The sequence below is a fragment of the Streptomyces sp. P17 genome, from assembly GCF_032436805.1.
GTDB lineage: Bacteria > Actinomycetota > Actinomycetes > Streptomycetales > Streptomycetaceae > Streptomyces.
The window spans coordinates 65,174-85,041 of sequence record NZ_JAVRBF010000016.1 but is presented as its reverse complement, the minus strand read 5'-3'; the positions used below and the strand labels follow the sequence as shown (position 1 = coordinate 85,041).

The following is a 19,868-nucleotide window of genomic DNA, read 5'->3' as shown; positions in this document are numbered from 1 at the left end:
CTACGGTCGACGAGTGCGCTCCGCCCGGACGACGAGCCCTTCCAGCGCCCGGAACCACGTCGTGGCGAGGTCCTGGATCGTCTCGCGCGCCAGCAGTCCTTCCAGATAGGACCAGTGGGCGGCCAGCACCGGCCCGTCCGCCCGGTCCTCGGTCACCACGTTGATGGTCAGTGCGTGGCCTTGGCGCATCGCGGCCTCGGGTCCGATGTCGGCCGCGTCCTCCTCGGGCGCGTACGACCAGTCCGTCTCCTCGGGGATGCCGAACCGGCCCAGGTAGTTGAACTCGATGGGGGCCGGTTCACGTTCGGCCAGCACCTCGCGGGTGCGGGGGTTGAGGTGGCGCAGCAGGCCGTAGCCGGCGCCGTTCGCGGGCAGTGCCGCCAGATGCTCGCGCACCCGGCGCACGGCGTCCTCGGCCGCCTGTCCGCCCGCGAACGCGTCGGCGGGATCGGCCGGGCCCGGATCGAGCCGGACCGGGAAGACGCTGGTGAACCAGCCGACCGTACGGGAGAGATCGGCGCTGTCCCCGGCCAGTTCCTCCTCGCGGCCGTGGCCCTCGAGGTCGACCAGGACCGAGGTGTCGGTGCCGCCGGCGCGCCGCCTCCAGTCGGCGAAGGCGAGCGCGAGCCCCGCGAGCAGCACGTCGTTGACTGCGGCGCCGAAGGCCGCGGGCACGGCGGACAGCAGCGGCCCGGTGGTCTCGGCGGGCAGCCGCAGGACGACCTCCCGCTGGGTCGCGGTCGTGTCGCGGTCCGGGTCCAGGGCGCGGGCGAGCGGGAACGGCTGGGTGCCGCCGTCCAGTACGGCCGTCCACACGGGGAGTTCCGCTTCCCGGGCCGGCTCCTGGGCCCGCTCGGTGAGCAGCCGGGCCCAGCGCGCGAAGGAGGTCTCGACCGGGTCGAGCCGCACCGGGCGTCCGGCGGAGACGTCCTGCCAGGCCGCGGCCAGATCCGGCAGCAGCACCCGCCAGGACACCCCGTCGACCACGAGGTGGTGGGCCATCAGCAGCAGCCGTCCGGGCGCGCCGCCCGCGTCGAACCACACGGCACGCACCAGAGTGCCCCCGTCCGGGTCCAGCAACGCCCGTGCCGCGTGGGCGTGTTCGTGTACGGCCTCGTTCAGTGCCTCGGCATCGAGTCCGGCCACGTCCACCCGGTCGATCCACCCGGCGGCGTCGACCGCGCCGACCGGCGGGACGTGCAGCGACCAGTCCTCGGTGCTCTCGCGCGAGGGCCGCACCAGCCTGGCCCGCAGCAGGTCGTGCCGGTCGGCCAGGGCCTGGAGCACGGCGGTCAGGCCGGGCAGGTCCAGCGCCGCGGGCGTACGCACGAGCGCGGACTGGTGGTACGTCGAGAAGGGGCCGCCCAGTTCGCGCAGCCAGTGCATCACCGGGGTGAGCGGGATGGTGCCGGTGCCGTCGTCCTCCAGGCGCGGCAGGGCGTTGTCGGCGACCTTGCTCAGCGCGGCGACCGTGCGGTGCCGGAAGACGAGCCGCGGAGTGATCCGTACGCCCGCCGCCCGGGCCCGGCCGACGAGCTGCATCGCCACGATGCTGTCGCCGCCGAGGGTGAAGAAGTCGTCGTCCACGCCGGCCTGTTCGAGCCCCAGCACCTCGGCGAAGACCGCGCAGAGCGCCTCTTCCACGGGTGTGGCGGGCCCGCGTCCGGAGGACAGGGCGGAGAAGTCGGGTGCGGGCAGGGCGGTCCGGTCCAGCTTGCCGTTCGCCAGTTGCGGGAACCGGTCCAGCGGGACGACGGCAGCCGGGATCATGTGGTCGGGGAGCCGTGCGGCGAGATGGCCGCGCAGCTCCGCAGGGTCCGGAGCGGTGGCCGTGGCCGGGACCACGTACGCCACCAGCAGCTTGCGCGGGCCCTCCTGACGTACCGTCACCAGGGCCTGCCCGACCGTGGGATGAGTGGTGAGCGCGGACTCGATCTCGGCCGGTTCGACGCGGAAGCCGCGGATCTTGACCTGGTCGTCGGCCCGGCCGAGGTAGTCCAGGCGTCCGTCGGCCGTCCAGCGGGCCAGGTCGCCGGTGCGGTACAGGCGTGATCCGGGGTCGCCGAAGGGGTCGGCCACGAATCGCTCGGCCGTCAGCGCGGGGGCGTCGAGGTAGCCGCGGGCCAGTCCCCCGCCCGCGAGGTACAGCTCGCCCGTCACCCCCGGCGGCACCGGCTGCAGCAGCCCGTCCAGGACGTATGCCCGGGTCCCGGCCACCGGCCGCCCCACCAGCGGCCGTTCACTGTCGCGGACCCGCGCCACCAGGGCGTCCACGGTCGACTCCGTTGGCCCGTACAGGTTGAACGCCTCGGTGCCACCCAGCTCGGCCAGCCGCCGCCACTGGGCGACCGGTACCGCCTCGCCGCCGACGCCGACGACCGCGAGCGGGCGGTCGTCGCCGTCGATCAGGCCGCTGTCGGCCATCTGCGCGAACAGCGACGGGGTGACCTCCAGGAAGTCGAAGCGGTGCTCGCGCACGGCAGCCGCGAGCAGTTCGGGGTCGCGCCGGACCTCCTCGGACACGATGTGGACGCAGTGTCCGTCCAGCAGCCACAGCTGGGGCTGCCAGGACGCGTCGAAGAAGAACGACCAGGCGTGTCCGGCCCGCAGGTGCCGCCGTCCCGTGGCCTCGATCGCCGGTCGGTACAGCGTCTCGCGGTGGCTGTGGAAGAGGTTGCCGAGGGTCTCGTGAGTGACCACGACTCCCTTGGGGCGGCCCGTGGAGCCGGAGGTGTAGATGACGTAGGCCGGGTGACGGGGTGTCAGCGGGGTGGTCCGCTCGGCGTCGGTGAGATCGGCCGCGTCCTGGACGGCCGTCCACTCCGTCACGGACGGCTCGTCCAGTACCAGCGGTTCGGTGCCCGTCGGCAGCGCGCCGGCCAGCGCTCGGGTGGTGAGCGTGAGCACCGGGCGGGCGTCGGAGAGGACGTCCGCCGTGCGGTCCGGCGGGGCGTCGGGGTCGAGCGGCAGGTAGGCCGCGCCCGCCTTGTGCACGGCGAGGACGGCCACCAGGAACCATGCGGTGCGCGGCAGTGCCAGGGCCACGAACCGCTCGGGCCCCGCGCCCAGTTCGACCAGGAGGCGGGCGAGCCGGTTGGCCTCCGTGTTGAGCTCGGCGAAGGTGAGCTCGACGCCGTCGCAGGCCGCGGCGGGCAGTTCGGGGCAGTCGCGCACCCGCTCCTCGAACAGGGCGGGCACGGTCGTCGGCGCGGCAAGGGCCGGCCTGCTGTGCCACCCCCCTTGCAGGCGCTGTCGTTCGTCCGTGTCGAGGATGTCGACCCGTCCCACGGTGAGGTCCGGGTCGGCGGCCACGGCGCGCAGAACGCGCCGCAGACGGTCGGCGAAGGACTGCGCGGTGGCGTGGTCGAAGAGATCGGCGCTGTACTCCAGCACTCCGTCGACGCCATCGCCGTCGGCGCGCTCCACGAAGTCGAAGGACAGGTCGAACTTGGCCGTCGGCTGCGCCACGTCGTCCCGGCGGGCGCGCAGCCCGTCGAGCCCCGCCTCCTCCTCACCGGCCGCCAGGTACACCACCATCACCTGGAACAGCGGGTGCCGGGCGAGCGAGCGGGCCGGATTGAGCACCTCCACCAGCCGCTCGAACGGCACGTCCTGGTGGTCGAAGGCCGCGAGGTCGCTCTCCCGCACCCGGGCCAGCAGCTCCCGGAAGGTGGGGTCGCCGGAGGTGTCGGCGCGCAGCACCAGCGTGTTGAGGAAGAACCCGACGAGGTCTTCCAGGGCGGCGTCGGTGCGTCCGGAGATCGGGCTGCCGATCGGGATGTCGTGTCCTGCGCCCAGCCGGGTGAGCAGGGTCGCCACCGCGGCCTGGAGCACCATGAACACGCTGACGCCGTGGTCGCGGGCCAACCGGTGCAGACCGGCGGCCAGTTCGGCATCGAGCCCCAGGTCGGCGGAGCCTCCCCGGTAGCTGGCCTCCAACGGCCGGGGCCGGTCGACGGGCAGGGCCAGTTCCTCGGGCAGTCCCGCCAACGCCCGCTTCCAGTAGGCGATCTGCCGCTCACCGACCTCGGCGAGCAGGCTCTCCTGCCACAGCGTGTAGTCCGCGTACTGGACCGGCAACGGCGCCCACTCCGGCGCCCGACCTTGGGTACGGGAGCCGTAGGCAAGGGCCAGGTCCCGGTTCAGGGGCGCCTCCGACCACTCGTCTCCGGCGATGTGGTGCAGCAGAAGCAGCAGCGTCCATTGGTCCTCACCGGTGCGGAACACATGGACACGCAAGGGGGGTTCGCGATCCAGTGCGAAGCCGTACGCCCCGGCCCGCGCCATCTGCTCGGCGAGGTGCTCCTCGTCGGTGTCCGCCACCTCGAAGGGGATGCGGACCTCGTCCGGTGCCAGCACCCGCTGGAACGCCCGGCCCTCCTCGTCGGGAAAGACGGTGCGCAGCGTCTCGTGCCGTACGACCAGATCGTGCACCGCGGCCCGCAGCGCCTCGACGTCCAGCGCCCCGGTCAGTCGCCAGGCCGAGGGGATGTTGTACGTCGCGCTGGGGCCCTCCACCTGGTACAGCACCCACAGCCGCCGCTGGGCCGACGACAGCGGCAGCCGCTCGGGGCGCGGGCGGACCGCCAGCTCCGGCCGGGCGGCGGCCGGAGCCGTACTGGTCTCCGCTAGCCGGGCCACGGTCCGCGCGTCGAACACCGTACGCAGGGACACCTCGACGCCGAGTGCGGCACGGATCCGGGCGGCCAGTCGCATGGCCAGCAGGGAGTGGCCGCCCAGGGCGAAGAAGTCGTCGTCGACGCCCACCTCGGCCAGGCCGAGGGTGGCGGCGAACAGGCCGCAGAGGATCTCCTCGCGGGGTGTGCGCGGCCCTCCGCCCGCGGTGCTCCGGGCGGCGAAGTCGGGCGCGGGCAGGGCTCTGCGGTCCAGCTTGCCGTTGGGGGTGAGCGGCAGCGCGTCCAGGGCGACGAAGGCGGCCGGGACCATGTGCTCGGGCAGGGCGTCGGCGCTGTGGCGGCGAAGCTCGGCCGGGTCGGCGGTGCGTCCCGCGGCCGGTACGAGGTAGGCCACGAGCCGCTGTTCGTGTGCGACGACGACGGCATGTCCGACGGACGGGTGCCGGGCGAGGACCGCCTCCACCTCGCCGGGTTCGATGCGCATCCCGCGGATCTTGACCTGGTCGTCGGTGCGGCCGAGGAAGTCGAGGGTGCCGTCGGACAGCCAACGGGCCAGGTCGCCCGTGCGGTACATCCGGGCGCCGGGCCCACCGTAGGGATCCGCGACGAACCGCTCGGCGGTGAGGCCGGGGCGGCGGAGGTAGCCGCGGGCGAGCTGGACGCCCGCCAGGTACAGCTCCCCCGCGACGCCGGGCGGGACGGGGCGCAGGGCGGCGTCCAGGACGCAGGCGCGGGTGTTCCACACCGGGCGGCCGATCACGACCTGCCCTGCCCCGGCGGGCACCTCGCTCGCCGTGACGTCGACGGACGCCTCGGTGGGCCCGTACAGGTTGTGCAGCCGGGCGGGGAGCAGCCGGTGGAAGCGCTCGGCCACCGCGAGCGGCAGCGCCTCGCCGCTGCACATCACCTGGCGCAGCCCCGTGCAGTCGGCCGCGGTGGGCTCTTCGAGGAACATCTGGAGCATCGACGGCACGAAATGCGCGGTCGTGACGCCCTGTTCCTGGATCAGCGCGGCCAGCCGGGCGGGGTCGCGGTGGGCTTCGGGCGGCGCGACGACCAGGGTGGCTCCGGTGATCAGCGGCCAGAAGAACTCCCACACCGACACATCGAAACCGGCGGGGGTCTTCTGCAGCACCCGGTCCTCGGCCGTGAGCCCGTACGCGTCCTGCATCCACAGCAGTCGGTTGACGATGCCCGCGTGCGGCACGACGACGCCCTTGGGGCGGCCCGTCGATCCCGAGGTGTAGAGGACATAGGCGGGACTCGACGGGTCGTAGGCGGTGGGCAGTTCACTCACCGGCCCGTCCGGCAGCGCGTCCCGGATCACGCACACGGGCCGTGCGTCGTCCAGCGTGAACGCCAGGCGCCCCGCCGGGTGATCGGCGTCCAGCGGCAGATACGCCCCGCCCGCGCGGTGCACCGCGAGCAGCGCCACCACCAGCTCGGCCGACCGGGGCAGTGCCACGCCCACCGTGCGCTCGGGGCCCACCCCCAGCCCCGCCAGGACCCGTGCCGTGTGCTCGACTCGGGCGTCCAACTCGGCGTAGGTCAGCTCCTGTTCACCGAAGACCAGGGCCAGGGCGTCCGGTGTGCGGGCGGCCTGGGCGCGGAACAGCTCCGGCAGGGTCGTCGCGGTGATCTCGTGCGCGGTGTCGTTCCACCGTTCGAGCACCAGGTGACGCTCGTCGGCGTCCAGCAGCTCCAGATCGCGCACCCGGCGGTCGGGATCGGCGGCCACCTGTTCCAGCAGCCGGACCAGCTGCCGGGCGAGCCGCCGGGCGGTCGTCTCGTCGCAGAGGTCGAGCGCGTGCTCCAGGAGCAGCAGCAGACGGCCGGGACCGGTCTCGTCCACGAAGGTGAAGTGGAGGTCGAACTTGGCCATGCCGGTGTCCATGTCGAACCACTCGGTGGGCAGGGCCAGCATCTCGGGGTCGCCGTCGGGCCGGTAGTGGTAGCCGAGCATGACCTGGAAGAGCGGGTTGCGTCCGGTCACCCGGGGCGGATTCACGGCCTCGACGACCTGGTCGAAGGGCAGGTCCTGGTGCTCGAACGCCGCCAGGTCGCTCTCCCGCACCCGGGCCAGCAGCTCACGGAAGGTGGGGTCGCCGGAGGTGTCGGTGCGCAGGACGAGGGTGTTGACGAAGAAGCCGACCAGGTCGTTGAGGGCCTCGTCGGAGCGGCCGGCGACGGGTGCGCCCAACGGGATGTCCTCCCCCGCGCCCAGCCTGTGCAGCAGCGCCGCGGTGGCTGCCTGGAACACCATGAACATGCTGGTGCCGGTGGCGCGGGACAGTTCACGCAGGGCGCGGCCGGTGTCGGGGTCCAGTTCCAGGCGGACCCGGCCGCCGCGTCCGGTGGGCTCGGCCGGGCGGGGCCGGTCGAGGGGCAGGGGCAGTTCCTCGGGGACGTCGCGCAGGGCCTCGGTCCAGTGGGCGAGCTGCCCGGCGCCGACCTGGCCGAGCAGCGTGTCCTGCCAGAGGGTGTAGTCGGCGTACTGCACGGGGAGCTGCGCCCAGTCAGGCGCACTGCCCTCGCGGCGGGCCAGGTAGGCGGTGGTCAGGTCGGTGAGGAAGGGCCGGTCGGACCACTCGTCGGTGGTGATGTGGTGCAGCATCAGCGCCACCACATGGTCGTCCTGGCCGAGCCGCAACACCTCGGCGCGCACCGGGAGTTCCGCGCTCAGATCGAAGGGGCGACGCTGGGCGGCCTCGACACGCGCGCCCAGTTCGTGCTCGGAGCAGTCCGCGACGAGGAACTCGGGCTCACCGGCGTCTGCGATCCATTGGCAGGGCTCACCGTCCTCCTCCAGGATCCGGGTGCGCAAGGTCTCGTGACGGCCCACCACGTCGCTCAACGCGGCACGGAGGGCGTCGAGATCGAGGGTGCCTCGGAGGCGGAAGACGAGCGGGAAGTGGTACGCGACCGAGCCGCCCGCGATCCGCTCGACCAGCCACAGCCGCCGCTGGGCCGCCGACAACGGAATCCGCGCGGGCCGTTCGGCGGCGGGCGCCAGCATCGGTCGGGCCGGCCGCCCGGCCTCCGCGCGCAGCGCCAGCGCCTCCGGCGTCGGGGCCTCGAAGATGTCCCGGATCGCCAGCTCCGCGCCCAGCTCGGTCCGCGCCCGGCTGATCAGCCGGGTCGCGAGCAGCGAATGACCGCCCAGGTCGAAGAAGTTGTCCTCCGCGCCGGTGCGGGGCAGCCCCAGCACCTCGGCGAAGAGCCGGCACAGCACCTCCTCCACGGGCGTACGCGGCCCGCGCCCCTCCGACAGGGCCACCGCGGGCTCGGCATCCGGCAGCGCCCGCACATCGAGCTTGCCGTTGTCGTTCATCGGCAGCCGCGGCAGCACCACGAAGGCGGCCGGAACCATATAGGCGGGCAGCCGCCGCCCCAGGTCGTCCCGCAGTCGCCGTACGAGCGCGCCCTGACCGCGGGTGGCGGTCGGGGTGTTGGCGTACAGGGTGGCGCCGTGGGAGCGGTACAGGCCCAGGGTGCGGCCGGTCTGTTCGGCGGGAACGAACACGGCGTCGAAGAAGCCCGGTTCGTCGGACCAGGTGGTCAGGACGCGATAGTCGTACGACTCCCCCAGCCGCCGCAGATCCTCCGGCTCCTCACCGGTTTCCGGCGGCGGCGCCGAGTCCATCGCGCGCATCGCGGCCAGATCGCCCGCCGTGCGCGCGTCGGGGATCCGCCGGACCCGGAACGGCCCGGACCCGTCCAGGCACCCGGGCAGGTCGCCCCGGTCCAGCTCCGGAACCCGGTCCAGCCGCAGGGCATCCGCTGTGTCGGCGTACAGCACCACGTCGTACCGATACCGCGTCAGCTCGTTGTGGTGCCGCCCCGCCTTCGTGCGCAGCTCGACACCGACGCCGAGGGTGGTGAACCAGTCGGGGTCGACGAGGAGTTCCTTCTCCAGGGCGAGGCCCCGGTCCACGGCCCGGCGCAGATCGTCGGCGCCACGGGCGACCTGGATGCCGGTCTGGAACACCCGCGCCTGGCGCAGGTCCCGGACATCGCCGACGAACAGCGCGCCGCCCGGCGCGAGCAGCTCCAGCGCGCCCCGGATCACCTTGCGCAGATGGTCCAGGCTCGGGAAGTACTGGACGACGGAGTTGATGACGACCGTGTCGAAGTACCCGGTCGGCAGTCCGTCCGTCACCTCGGCGGCCTGGCAGCGCAGTTCGACCTTGCGGGCAAGCTCCGGGTCGGCCTTCAGATCCTGGCCGAGCTTGCGGATCACGGGCGCCGCGAAGTCGGTCGCCCAGTACGCCTCCGTGTCCGGGGCGAGCCGGGACAGCAGCAGGCCGGATCCCACGCCGATCTCCAGGACGCGCTTCGGCCCGAGCTCCAGGATCCGCTCGACCGTCGCCTCGCGCCACTCCCGCATCTGCTCCACGGGGATGGGATCCCCGTCGTAGGAGCTGTCCCAGCCCGCGAAGTCCTCGGTGAAGACGGCGGTGCCGATCTCGGTGTACTCGGCGGAGTAGATCTCCCGCCACTCGCCGATCTGCTCCCGCTCGGCCGCCTGTCGGGCCTCGGCGTCGGGTTCGGCCGGGACGACGTAGGCCACGAGCCGCTTGGTGCCGGGTGCGGAGGTGTCGTCGCGGGCGATCACGGCGGCCTGGGACACCTCGGGGCGCTGGGCGAGCACGGTCTCGATCTCGCCGAGCTCGACCCGGTGGCCGCGGATCTTGACCTGGTCATCGGTACGGCCCAGGAAGTCGAGGTTGCCGTCCGGTCGGCGCCGTACCAGGTCCCCCGTGCGGTACATGCGCTCGCCGGGCTGCCCGTACGGGTCGGCCACGAACCGCTCGGCGGTCAGTCCCGGCCGGTCGAGGTAGCCGCGGGCCAGGCCCACGCCCGCGATGTACAGCTCGCCCGCCACACCGTCCGGCACCGGCCGCAGCCAGGTGTCCAGGATGCGGGCGCGGGTGGCGCGGATCGGGCGGCCCACGGTCGGGGTCGCGCTGTCGTGGGTGCCGCCGCCGAGGGTGTTGATCGTGTACTCGGTGGGCCCGTACAGGTTGTAGCCGTAGGTGCCCTCGGTGTCCCGCAGCGTGTTCCACACCGTCTCGGTGACGGCCTCGCCGCCCAGCAGCACCAGCGGCGGACGGTGGCCCTCCAACAGGCCCTCTTCGAAGAGGAGATGGGCGTACGTCGGGGTCACGTTCACCACGTCGACGCGGTGCTCCTCGCAGTACGCCACCAGCGCGGTGGCGTCACGCCTCAACTCCTCGTCGCAGATGTGCACTTCATGTCCCTCGACGAGCCACAGCAGCTCCTCCCAGGACATGTCGAACGCGAACGACACGGTGTGCGCGATGCGCAGCCGCCGCCCGCCGGCCGAGGCGATCGCCGGGGCGAAGATCTCCTTCTGGTGGTTGAGCTGCATGTTCGTCAGGCCGACGTACGGCGTGACGACACCCTTCGGGCGGCCGGTCGAGCCGGAGGTGTAGATGACGTAGGCCGGGTGGTCCAGGCTGAAGTCCCGGACGACAGGGTCGGTGGACAGACCCCGGAGCGTGGCCGGGTCGTCGAGCAGCACGCGCGGGGTGTCATCCGTCAGCGTCCGGGAGACCGCCTCGGTCGTCAGCAGGAGCAGCGGTCGGGCGTCGGCCAGCATCAGCGAGAGCCGCTCGGCCGGGTGGTCCAGCTCCAGCGGCAGATACGCGGCACCGGTGCGCAGCACCGCGAACAGTGCCACCACCGTGTCGATCGAGCGCGGCAGCCCGAGCGCGACGACCTTCTCGGGTCCGGCGCCACGGGCGATCAGCAGCCGGGCCATGCGGTTGCAGCGGGCGTCGAGTTCGGCGTACGTGACGGTCCGGTCGCCGAAGACGAGGGCCGTGGCGTCCGGGGTGCGGGCCGCCTGGGCGGCGAGCATGTCCGCCACGGTCTCGTGCGGCACGGGCTGCCGGTTGGCGGCCTCCTCGCGGGCCAGCGCGGCGGCCTCGGCGGGCAGCAGCACGGACAGCGAGCCGACGGCGGCGGACGGATCGGCCACCAGCCGGCCGACCAGCAGCACGAACCGGTCCAGCAGGCCGCGCGCATACGCGCCGTCCAGCAGGTCCGGGCGGTAGGCGAGCGTCACGCGGACCCGCTCGCCGGGCGTGACGACGAGGTTGGCGGGGTAGTGGGTGGCGTCCACGTTGGCGACCGCCGTCGCCCCGTGCCGCTGCCGCAGCTCGGTGAGCCGCTCGTCGGTGTCGGCGTTGCGCAGCACGAACAGCGTGTCGAAGAGCCGGCGGTGACCCGTCTCGGCCTGGAGGACACCAAGGCCCAGATACTCGTACGGCATGACCGCCAGCCGCTCGCCCTGGACGCGGCGCAACAGCTCCAGCACCGGCTCCCGTGGATCGAAGGCGATGCGGGCCGGCACGGTGTTGAGGAACATGCCGATGACGTTCTCGACGTCCGGCACCTCGCTGGGCCGTCCGGCGACCGTCGTACCGAACACGACGTCGCTGCGGCCGGACGCGCCCGCGAGGACGAGGCCCCAGGCGGCGTTCAGCACCGTGTTGAGGGTCAGGCCGTGGCGGCGGGCGGTGTCGCGCAGCCGGCCGGCGGTCTCCGGGGCGAGGACGGCGTCCAGGTGTTCCGGGATGACCGGTTCGAGGCCCCGGTCGTCGACGGCCGGCACCAGCAGGGTCGGCTCCTCGAAACCGGCCAGCGCGGCGCGCCACGCTCGGGTCGCCTCGGCGTCGTCCTGGCGCTCCAGCCAGGTCAGATAGTCGCGGTACGAGCCGGGGCGGGCGAGCCCGGCCGGGTCGCCGCCGCTCTCGTACAGGGCGAACAGCTGGTCCAGGAACAGCCAGGCCGACCAGCCGTCCCAAAGGATCAGATGGCGGCCGATCACGAGCCGGTCGCCGCGCCCGTCCCCGAGCCGCGCCAGCAGCATCCGGAACAGCAGCGGACGGGTCAGGTCGAAGCGCCGGGACCGGTCCTTGTCCGTCAACTCCAGCAGGCAGGCGTCCTGTTGGGCTGGCGACAGGCCCGACAGGTCCACCTCGGTCAGTGGGATCTCGGCGTCCCGCACGATGAACTGCACCGGCTGGCGCAGCCCTTCGCTGGTGAACCCGGCACGCAGTGAGGGGTTGCGGGCCAGCAGGGTGCGGGTCGCGGCCCGCAGCCGCTCGGCGTCCACGCGTTCGGTGAAGTCGAAGGACTCGTGGACGGTGTAGACGTCCAGGGCGCTGTCGTCGTACGTGGAGTGGAAGAACAGGCCTTCCTGGAGGGGGGCGAGGGGCCAGACGTCCTCGATCAGGCCGGGGGCCAGCCGCTCGACCCGGGCACGCTCCTCCTCGGTGAGGGCGAACGCGGAGGTCAGCGCCTTCGCGGGCTCGGCCAGGGTCGCGGCCGCCGCGAGCGCGGCCGGCGTGCGGTGCTCGAAGACCTCACGCGGGCCGAGCACCAGTCCGGCCCGGCGGGCCCGGCTGGCGACGGCGATGGAGCTGATGCTGTCGCCGCCGAGCAGGAAGAAGTCGTCGTCGGCACCGACGTCCGGCAGCTTCAGCACGGCGGCGAAGATCTCCGTGAGCAGTTGTTCCCGGGGGCTTCGCGGGGCGCGGGGCGCGGCCCGTTCGGCCCGCGGGGCGGGCAGCGCGGTCCGGTCGAGCTTGCCGCTGGGGGTCAGTGGCAGGGCGTCCAGGACGACGTAGGAGGCGGGCACCATGGGCGCGGGCAGCGAGCCCGCCAGGGCCCCGCGCACTCCGGCCGGGTCGAGAGCCGCGCCGGCGGACGGTACGAGGTAGGCCACGAGCGCGTTGTCCCGTACCGTCACCGCGGCCTGGGCGACGGCCGGCAGCCGGGTCAGCGCGGCCTCGATCTCGCCGGGTTCGATGCGGTTGCCGCGCAGCTTGACCTGCCGGTCGGTGCGGCCCAGGTACTCGATCACCCCGTCGGAGCGGCGCCTGACCAGGTCGCCCGTGCGGTACATACGGCTGCCGGGCGGCCCGTAGGGATCGGCGGTGAAGCGCTCGGCGGTCAGTGCGGGGCGGTCGTGGTAGCCGCGGGCGAGTTGCACACCGGCCAGATACAGCTCGCCGGGGACGCCGTCGGGCACCGGCCGCAGACAGGCGTCCAGCACGCGCAGGCCGGTGTTCCACACCGGTCGGCCGATGGGCACGGAGGGGCCCTCGTCGGTGCCCTCGCAGGGGTGGTGGGTGACATCGACGGCGGCCTCGGTGGGGCCGTACAGGTTGTGCAGCGGTACGCCGGTCAGCTCCCGCCAGCGGTGGGCGGCGCCGACCGGGAGCGCCTCGCCGCTGCTGAACACGCGGCGCAGGGAGGCCGCCCAGGTGGGGTCGGCGGTGACCTCGTCGGACTGGAGGAAGGCTTCCAGCATGGACGGCACGAAATGTAGGGTGGTGACGGCCTGTTCGCGGACCAGCGCGGCCAGGTAGGCGGGGTCGCGGTGGCCGTCGGGGCGGGCCAGGACCACGGTCGCGCCTTCGAGGAGCGGCCAGAAGAACTCCCACACGGAGACGTCGAAGCTGGACGGCGTCTTCTGCAGGATCCGGTCGTCGGGCGTGAGCCCGTGCTCGCCCTGCATCCAGGCGAGCCGGTTGACGATCGCCCGGTGCGTGACGATCACGCCCTTGGGCAGGCCCGTGGAGCCGGAGGTGTAGATCAGGTAGGCGGGGTCGTCGGGGTGGGCGGTGCGTGTGGCGGTGGGCTCCCCCAGGGTTTCCTCGGCATCGATCAGCAGCACCGTTGCCGTCGCCCGCTCCGGCAGCCGTTCCGCGGTCGCGGACAGCGTGATCACCGTCGTGGCGCCGGAGTCGGCGAGCATATGGGCGACGCGGTCCGCCGGGTAGTCCAGGTCGACCGGCAGATAGGCGGCGCCCGACTTCAGTACGCCGAGCAGCGCCACCATCAGCTCGGCCGACCGGGGCACGGCCACCGCGACGAAGGCTCCCGGACCGGCACCGCGAAGGCGCAGCCGTACGGCCAACTCCTCGGCGCGCGCGTCGAGTTCGGCGTAGGTCAGCCGCTCGTCCGCGAAGACGACGGCCGTGGCGTCCGGGGTCCGGGCCACCTGCGCGGCGAACGCCTCGGCCAGGGTGTCCGACGGGACGAAGCGCTCCTCGCCGGCCGGGTGGGCGCGCAGTGCCTCGTCCGGTGAGAGGAGGTCCACGGAGGCGGCCGGGCGTGCCGGATCGGCGGCGAGGGCCTCCAGCACGCGCGCCAGCCGGTCGCCGAGCAGACGTACGGTGTCGCCGTCCAGGCGTTCCGCGTGGTGCTTGAGCCGCAGATCGAGCCGCTCGCCCGGCTTGACGACGAGGGCGAGCGGATAGTGGACGGCGTCGTGGAAGGCGTCGCCGGTGATACGCACGCTGCCCGAGGCGTCGCGCAGGCCGGTCTCCGCGGGGTAGTTCTCGAACACGACCAGGGTGTCGAAGAGTTCGCCTTCTCCCGCGTGCCCGGCGAGCCGCTGGATCTCCGCGAGGCCGAGGTGCTGGTGGTCGAGCAGCCTCGCCTGCTCCTCCTGGAGGCGGTTCAGAAGCTCCCCGAGGGTCTCGCTCGGCGCCCAGCGCAGCCTGGTCGGCAGGGTGTTGATGAACAGGCCCACCATGGAGGCGATGCCGTCGACCTCGCTGTCGCGGCCGGAGACCGTGGTGCCGAACACCACGTCGTCGCGGCCGGTGAGGCGGCCGAGCAGCAGTCCCCACGCGGCCTGCACGACGGTGCCGAGGGTGACACCGTGCTCGCGGGCGCGTTCCACGAGCCGCGCGGTGGTCCGCTCGGGCAGCTCCACCCGGACATGCTCGGGGCGCACCGCTGCCGCGGTGGGCGGGGAGTCGACGAGCCGCGTGGGTTCGTCGAGCCCGGCGAGCGCCGTGCGCCAGGCTTCGCGGGCCGCGTCCCGGTCCTGTGCGGCGAGGCGGCGCAGGAAGGCGCCGTAGGGGGTGACATCGGGGAGTAGCGGGGTGTCGGTGCCGTAGCAGGCCATCAGTTCGCGGTACAGGACGGGCAACGACCACCCGTCGGCGATGATGTGATGGAACGTCAGGACGAGCTGGCTGCTCCGGGCTCCGAAGCGGACCAGGGCGCAGCGCAGCAGTGGTGGCGCGGTCAGGTCGAAGCCCGCGGCCCGTTCGTCCGCCGCCACCGCGTCGCCCAGTGTGGCCCGGAGTTCACCGTCCTGCGCCGAGAGGTCGACCTCCCGCCAGGGCAGTTCGGCGTGCCGGGTGATGATCTGTACGGGGGTGCCGTCCGGGCCCTGGCGGAAGGCGGCCCGCAGCGGTGCGTGCCGGTCCAGCAGGCGCTGTGCGGCGCGGCGCAGGGTGGGACCGTCGACCGGGCCGGCCAGATCGAGCACCTGCTGGACGACGTAGAGGTCACCGCGTGTGCCGCTGGTCAGCGAGTGGAAGAAGAAGCCCTGCTGGAGGGGCGTGAGGGGCAGCAGCTCCTCGATGTCGAGCGGATCCGTGCCCTGGAGTTCGGCCAGTTCGCCGGGCCCGACCGCCGGCAGCGGTACCTGATCGGCGTGTTCCTCCACGCGCTCGACGGCCGCCTGGGCGAGGGCCTCGGCGGTGCGGTGCCGGAAGACGTCGCGGGTGGTCAGCCTGAGCCCCGACTCCCGGGCCCGGATGAGGAGTTGAATGGCGGTGATGCTGTCCCCGCCGAGGGCGAGGAAGTCGTCCTCGGCCGTGACCGACTCCAGGCCGAGCACCTCGGCGTACAGGCCGCACAGCAGCTTCTCGCGTGGAGTGCTCGGTGCGCGTCCCGAGCTCATCGCCCCGTAGTCCGGGGCGGGCAGGGCGCGGGCGTCGATCTTGCCGCTCGGGGTGACCGGCAGCGTGTGCAGCGGCACCAGTGCCGAGGGGACCATGTACTCGGGCAGCCATTCGGCGGCGTGTGCGCGCAGGGTTCTCATCAGCGCGGTCACATCGCGGAAGGGGGCGGGTCGGTTGGCGTGCGGGTAGGCGCGGGCGGTCCGGTACAGGCCGGGGTGCGGGTCGGTGAGGGCGAGGACCGCGTCGAAGGCGCCGTCGGCGGCGGTGCCGTTCCAGGTGAGTGCCGCCTTGTAGCCGTGCCGGCCGGCGAGGGCGTGGATGTCCTCCGGGTCGGCGTCGGCGGCCGTCCGACCGCTGCTTCCCTCCAGCCGCCACAGATCCGCGAGATCGTCGGCGAGGCGGGCGTTGGGGATGCCGGTGAGCCGGAGCCGCTGGGGTCGCTGCTCGGTGAGGAGTACGTCCAGCCGGTCGGCGTCCGCCCACGGCATCTCGCGCTCGTCGGGGGCGACGGCCCGCGGCCCGGGGCGCAGGACGACGTCGTACCGGTACCGGCTCAGCTCATTGTGATGGACGCCCCGCTTGATCCGGATCTCGGCGTCGAACCCGTCGAGGGCGGCGAAGTAGTCCGGGTCCAGCAGCAGTTCGCCCTCCCAGCGCACCGACTGCTCCACGGCGGCGCGCAGGGCGCTCTTGTCGTCGGTCGCGGCGCGCCGGGTCTCCACGGCCGCGCGCAGGGTGCGCAGCAGCCGCAGATTGCGTACGTCGCCGACGAAGATCCGCCCGCCGGGGGCGAGGAGGCCGGACACCGCGCGCAGGACGTCGGTGAGGTAGTCGGCGCTCGGGAAGTACTGGGCCACGGAGTTGAGGACGACGGTGTCGAAGTGGCCCTCGGGCAGTCCGGTGGTGTCGTGGGCGGGCTGGGCCCGCAGTTCGACGCCGGGGATGCCGGTCCGGGCGCGCAGCGCCTCGATCGCCTCGCTCGACAGGTCGGTGCCCCAGTAGCTCTCGCAGCCGGGTGCGATCCGGGAGAGGATCAGTCCGCTGCCGACGCCGATCTCCAACACACGCCGGTGTGAACCGAGTTCACGGATGCGCTGTACGGTGGCTTCTCGCCACTCCCGCATCTCCTCGACGGGGATGGGGAGTCCGTCGTACATGCTGTTCCAGCCCGCGAAGTTCTCCTGGGAGCCCTCCGAACCCGCCGCGCTGTAGAGGAGTTCGTGGACCTGCTTCCACTCCTCCACGTGCGTGCCCGACCCGTCGAGGTCGGGCACGACATAGGCGACGAGCCGCCGGTCGCCGGGCCGGTCCTCGCGGGCGACGACGGTGACCTGGTCGACGGCGGGGTGTCCGCGCAGTACGGACTCGATCTCGCCCGGCTCGATGCGGAAGCCGCGGATCTTGAGCTGGGCGTCGGCGCGGCCGAGGAACTCCAGTCGTCCATCAGCCCGTCGGCGCACGAGGTCGCCCGTGCGGTAGAGCCGCTCGCCGGGCGCGCCGAAGGGGTCGGCGACGAACCGTTCCGCGGTCAGGTCCGGTCGGCCGAGGTAGCCGCGCGCGAGGCCCGCGCCGCCCAGGTACAGCTCGCCGGTGAGGCCCGCGGGAACGGGACGGAGGTGGGCGTCGAGGACGTAGGCCCGGGTGCCGGGGTCGGGCACGCCGATCGGCACGATCGCTCCGGCCGGGATGTCCGGGTCGCACAGTCCGAGCGTGGAGTTGGTGGTGGCCTCGGTCGGGCCGTAGGCGTTGAACATCATCCGCCCGCGCGCGTAGCGGCCCACCAGCTCCGGGGAGACCCGTTCGGTGCCCGCCAACAGGGTCGCGGTCGGCGGCAGTTGCACCTCGTCCGGCATCGCCGCGAGCAGCGCGGGCGGCAGGATCATGAAGGTGATGCCGTGCGCGTTCGCGTAGTCGGCGAGCGGCGCGCCCGGCACCCGGAGCTCGGCCGGTACGACGACCAGCCGGCCGCCGGAGAGCAGAGCGAGGCACAGGTCCCAGAAGGCGACGTCGAAGCTGGGCGAGGCGAACTGGAGCACCCTGCTGTGCGGGCCGATGCCGAACCGTTCCGTCTGGGTGGCGACGAGTTTCGCCACGCCGCTGTGGGCGAGGACGACGCCCTTGGGGCGGCCGGTCGAGCCCGAGGTGTAGATGACGTAGGCGGCATTGTGGACGGTGATCGGTGCGCCGGGATCGTGGGCCGGGCACCGCGCGAGCTCGATGGCTGTCTCGGGCGCGTCGAGCACCAGCAGCGCCGTGCCCTCGTGCTGGGGCAGCTCCCGGACGGTCTCCTCGGTGGTGACCATGCAGACGGGTGCGGCGTCGCCGAGCATGTACGCGATGCGGTCCGCCGGGTAGTCGTGGTCGATCGGCAGATAGGCGGCGCCGCACTTGAGGACGGCGACCTCGGCGACGATCAGCTCGATGGAGCGCGGCAGGGCCAGGGCGACGATGCGCTCGGGTCCTGCTCCGCGCGCGAGCAGGGCGTGGGCGAGCCGGTTGGCCCGCTCGTCCAGCTCGGCGTAGGTCAGTTCCCGGCCCTCGAAGACGAGGGCGACGGCGTCGGGGCGGGCTCGGACCTGCTGGGCGAACATCGCGGGCCACGTGGCCGCGGGGACGCTGTGCTCGGTGGCGTTCCAGTCGAGGACGACCCGCCGGTACTCCTCCTCCCCCATCAACTCCAGCCGGTCGACGGGGGTTTGCGGGTGGGCGAGTGCGTCGGTCAGCAGGGTCCGGTAGTGGCCGAGCAGCCGGTCGACGGTCGCGCTCTCGAACAGGCCTGGGTCGTACGTCGCCCGCGACTGCCCCGCGCGCACCTCCAGTAACAGGTCCACCGGGCCGGGCAGTTCACCGGCGGGCCGGGTGGCCGTGGCGAACGCGGTGTTGAAGAACAGCCCTCCGCCGCGCGTCGGCCTGGGCCGCAGCTCGTCGATCAGCATGCCGACGGGCAGCCGGTGCGTTTCGGCGTCCTGCCACGCCTGTTCCACGCGCCGCAGGAGCCCTTGGAAGGTGGGCTCGTGGTCGACGGACACCCGTAATGGGAGCCCGTCGTGGCCCACGGTGACATCGGCCGTACCGCTGTAGCGGTGCAGCAGGGCGACGAAGGCGGTGAGGAGTTCGGCGTCCGTGGCGTCCGGGACGCCGGACAGGGTGCGGATCGCCCGGCCGGGGTCCGGCTCGGGCGGGTGCGGCCGGTCGACGGGCAGTGAGATCTCCAGCGGAAGCGGTGTCAGCGACCGCTGCCAGTAGGCCAGGACTTCCTCGGAACCGCACACAGCGCGCGCCCTCCCAGGCAGGTCGTTCCCGGCCTGGGCCGGGGATCGGCGCCATAGTAAGGTAAGGATTACCTAATTCGATAGGCCGCGCACCGATTTGCCCAAGGGGATGGGACCGTGGCCGAACTCGCCCTACAGTCCTGACAGTTAAGGCAAGGCTGACCGAAGGAAGTGGACGTGGGGACCTCTGCGGTCAGGGCGGCGAAAGGCCCCCGCGCGGTACTCCTGCTCGCGCTGTCCGGCGCGGCGCTCCTTGTGCTGTGCGGTCTGTCGATGACGTTCGGCGCGCTCAGCGTCCCCCTCGACCAGGTCTGGCACACACTGCTCGGGGATGCACCCAACTCCCGTATCGACAACGTGATCTGGTCCGTACGGCTGCCCCGCACCGCCCTCGGCCTCGCCACCGGCGCCGCGCTCGGCCTGTCGGGCGCGCTGATGCAGGCGCTGACCCGCAACCCGCTGGCCGACCCCGGCATCCTCGGCGTCAGCGCGGGCGCCGCCTTCGCCGTCGTCCTGTCGGTCGGGGTCCTCGGCATCGGGTCGGTCTACGGCTACATCTGGTTCGCGTTCGCCGGGGCGCTCGCCGCCAGCGTCCTGGTCTATCTGCTGGGCGGGCTCGGCCGGTCGGGTACGACGCCGGTCAAACTCGCCCTGGCCGGTGTCGCGGTGACCTCCCTGCTGTTCTCGCTGACCAGCGCGATCGCCCTGACCGACCCGGACGCCCTGAACCGCTACCGCTTCTGGTCCGCGGGCTCCCTGGCCAACCAGAACGAGGAAGTCCTGCTGCGCGTCCTGCCGTTCCTCGCGGTCGGCGCCGTCCTGGCCCTGGCCGCCGCCCCGGCCCTGAACCGGCTGGCGCTCGGCGACGACGTCGCCAGGTCTCTGGGACTGCGGCTCGGACTGGTCCGCGTCCAGGGCGTGCTGGCCGTCACCCTGCTCACCGGCGGCGCCGTCGCCGTCATCGGACCGGTCGTCTTCGTCGGCCTGGTCGTCCCGCACATCGCCCGCGTCCTCGCCGGTCTCGCCGGCCTCGGCCCGGACCACCGCTGGCTGCTGCCCCTGTCGGCCGTACTCGCCCCCTGCCTGCTGCTCGCCGCGGACATCGCGGGCCGCCTGATCGCGAGGCCCGTGGAAATCCAGGCCGGCATCCTGGTCGCCTTCCTCGGCGGCCCGTTCTTCATCGCGCTGGTCCGCCGCCGACGACTCGCGGAGCTGTGAGC

Annotated in this window: 2 protein-coding genes; one reads left to right on the top strand and one right to left on the bottom strand. The window is 73.2% G+C overall.

What is annotated here, in order from left to right; all coding sequences use genetic code 11:
- A complete protein-coding gene (locus RMT89_RS13080) occupies positions 1-18,648 on the bottom strand; it encodes a non-ribosomal peptide synthetase (protein ID WP_315883889.1) in 18,648 nt (6,215 codons plus the stop codon).
- A gap of 177 nt (positions 18,649-18,825) precedes the next feature.
- On the opposite strand from RMT89_RS13080, the gene RMT89_RS13075 reads away from it, so the two are divergent.
- The gene (locus tag RMT89_RS13075) at positions 18,826-19,866 is read left to right on the top strand and encodes an iron chelate uptake ABC transporter family permease subunit (protein WP_315883888.1); all 1,041 of its coding nucleotides are present in this window, start codon (positions 18,826-18,828) and stop codon (positions 19,864-19,866) included.
- Positions 19,867-19,868 lie beyond the last annotated feature (2 nt).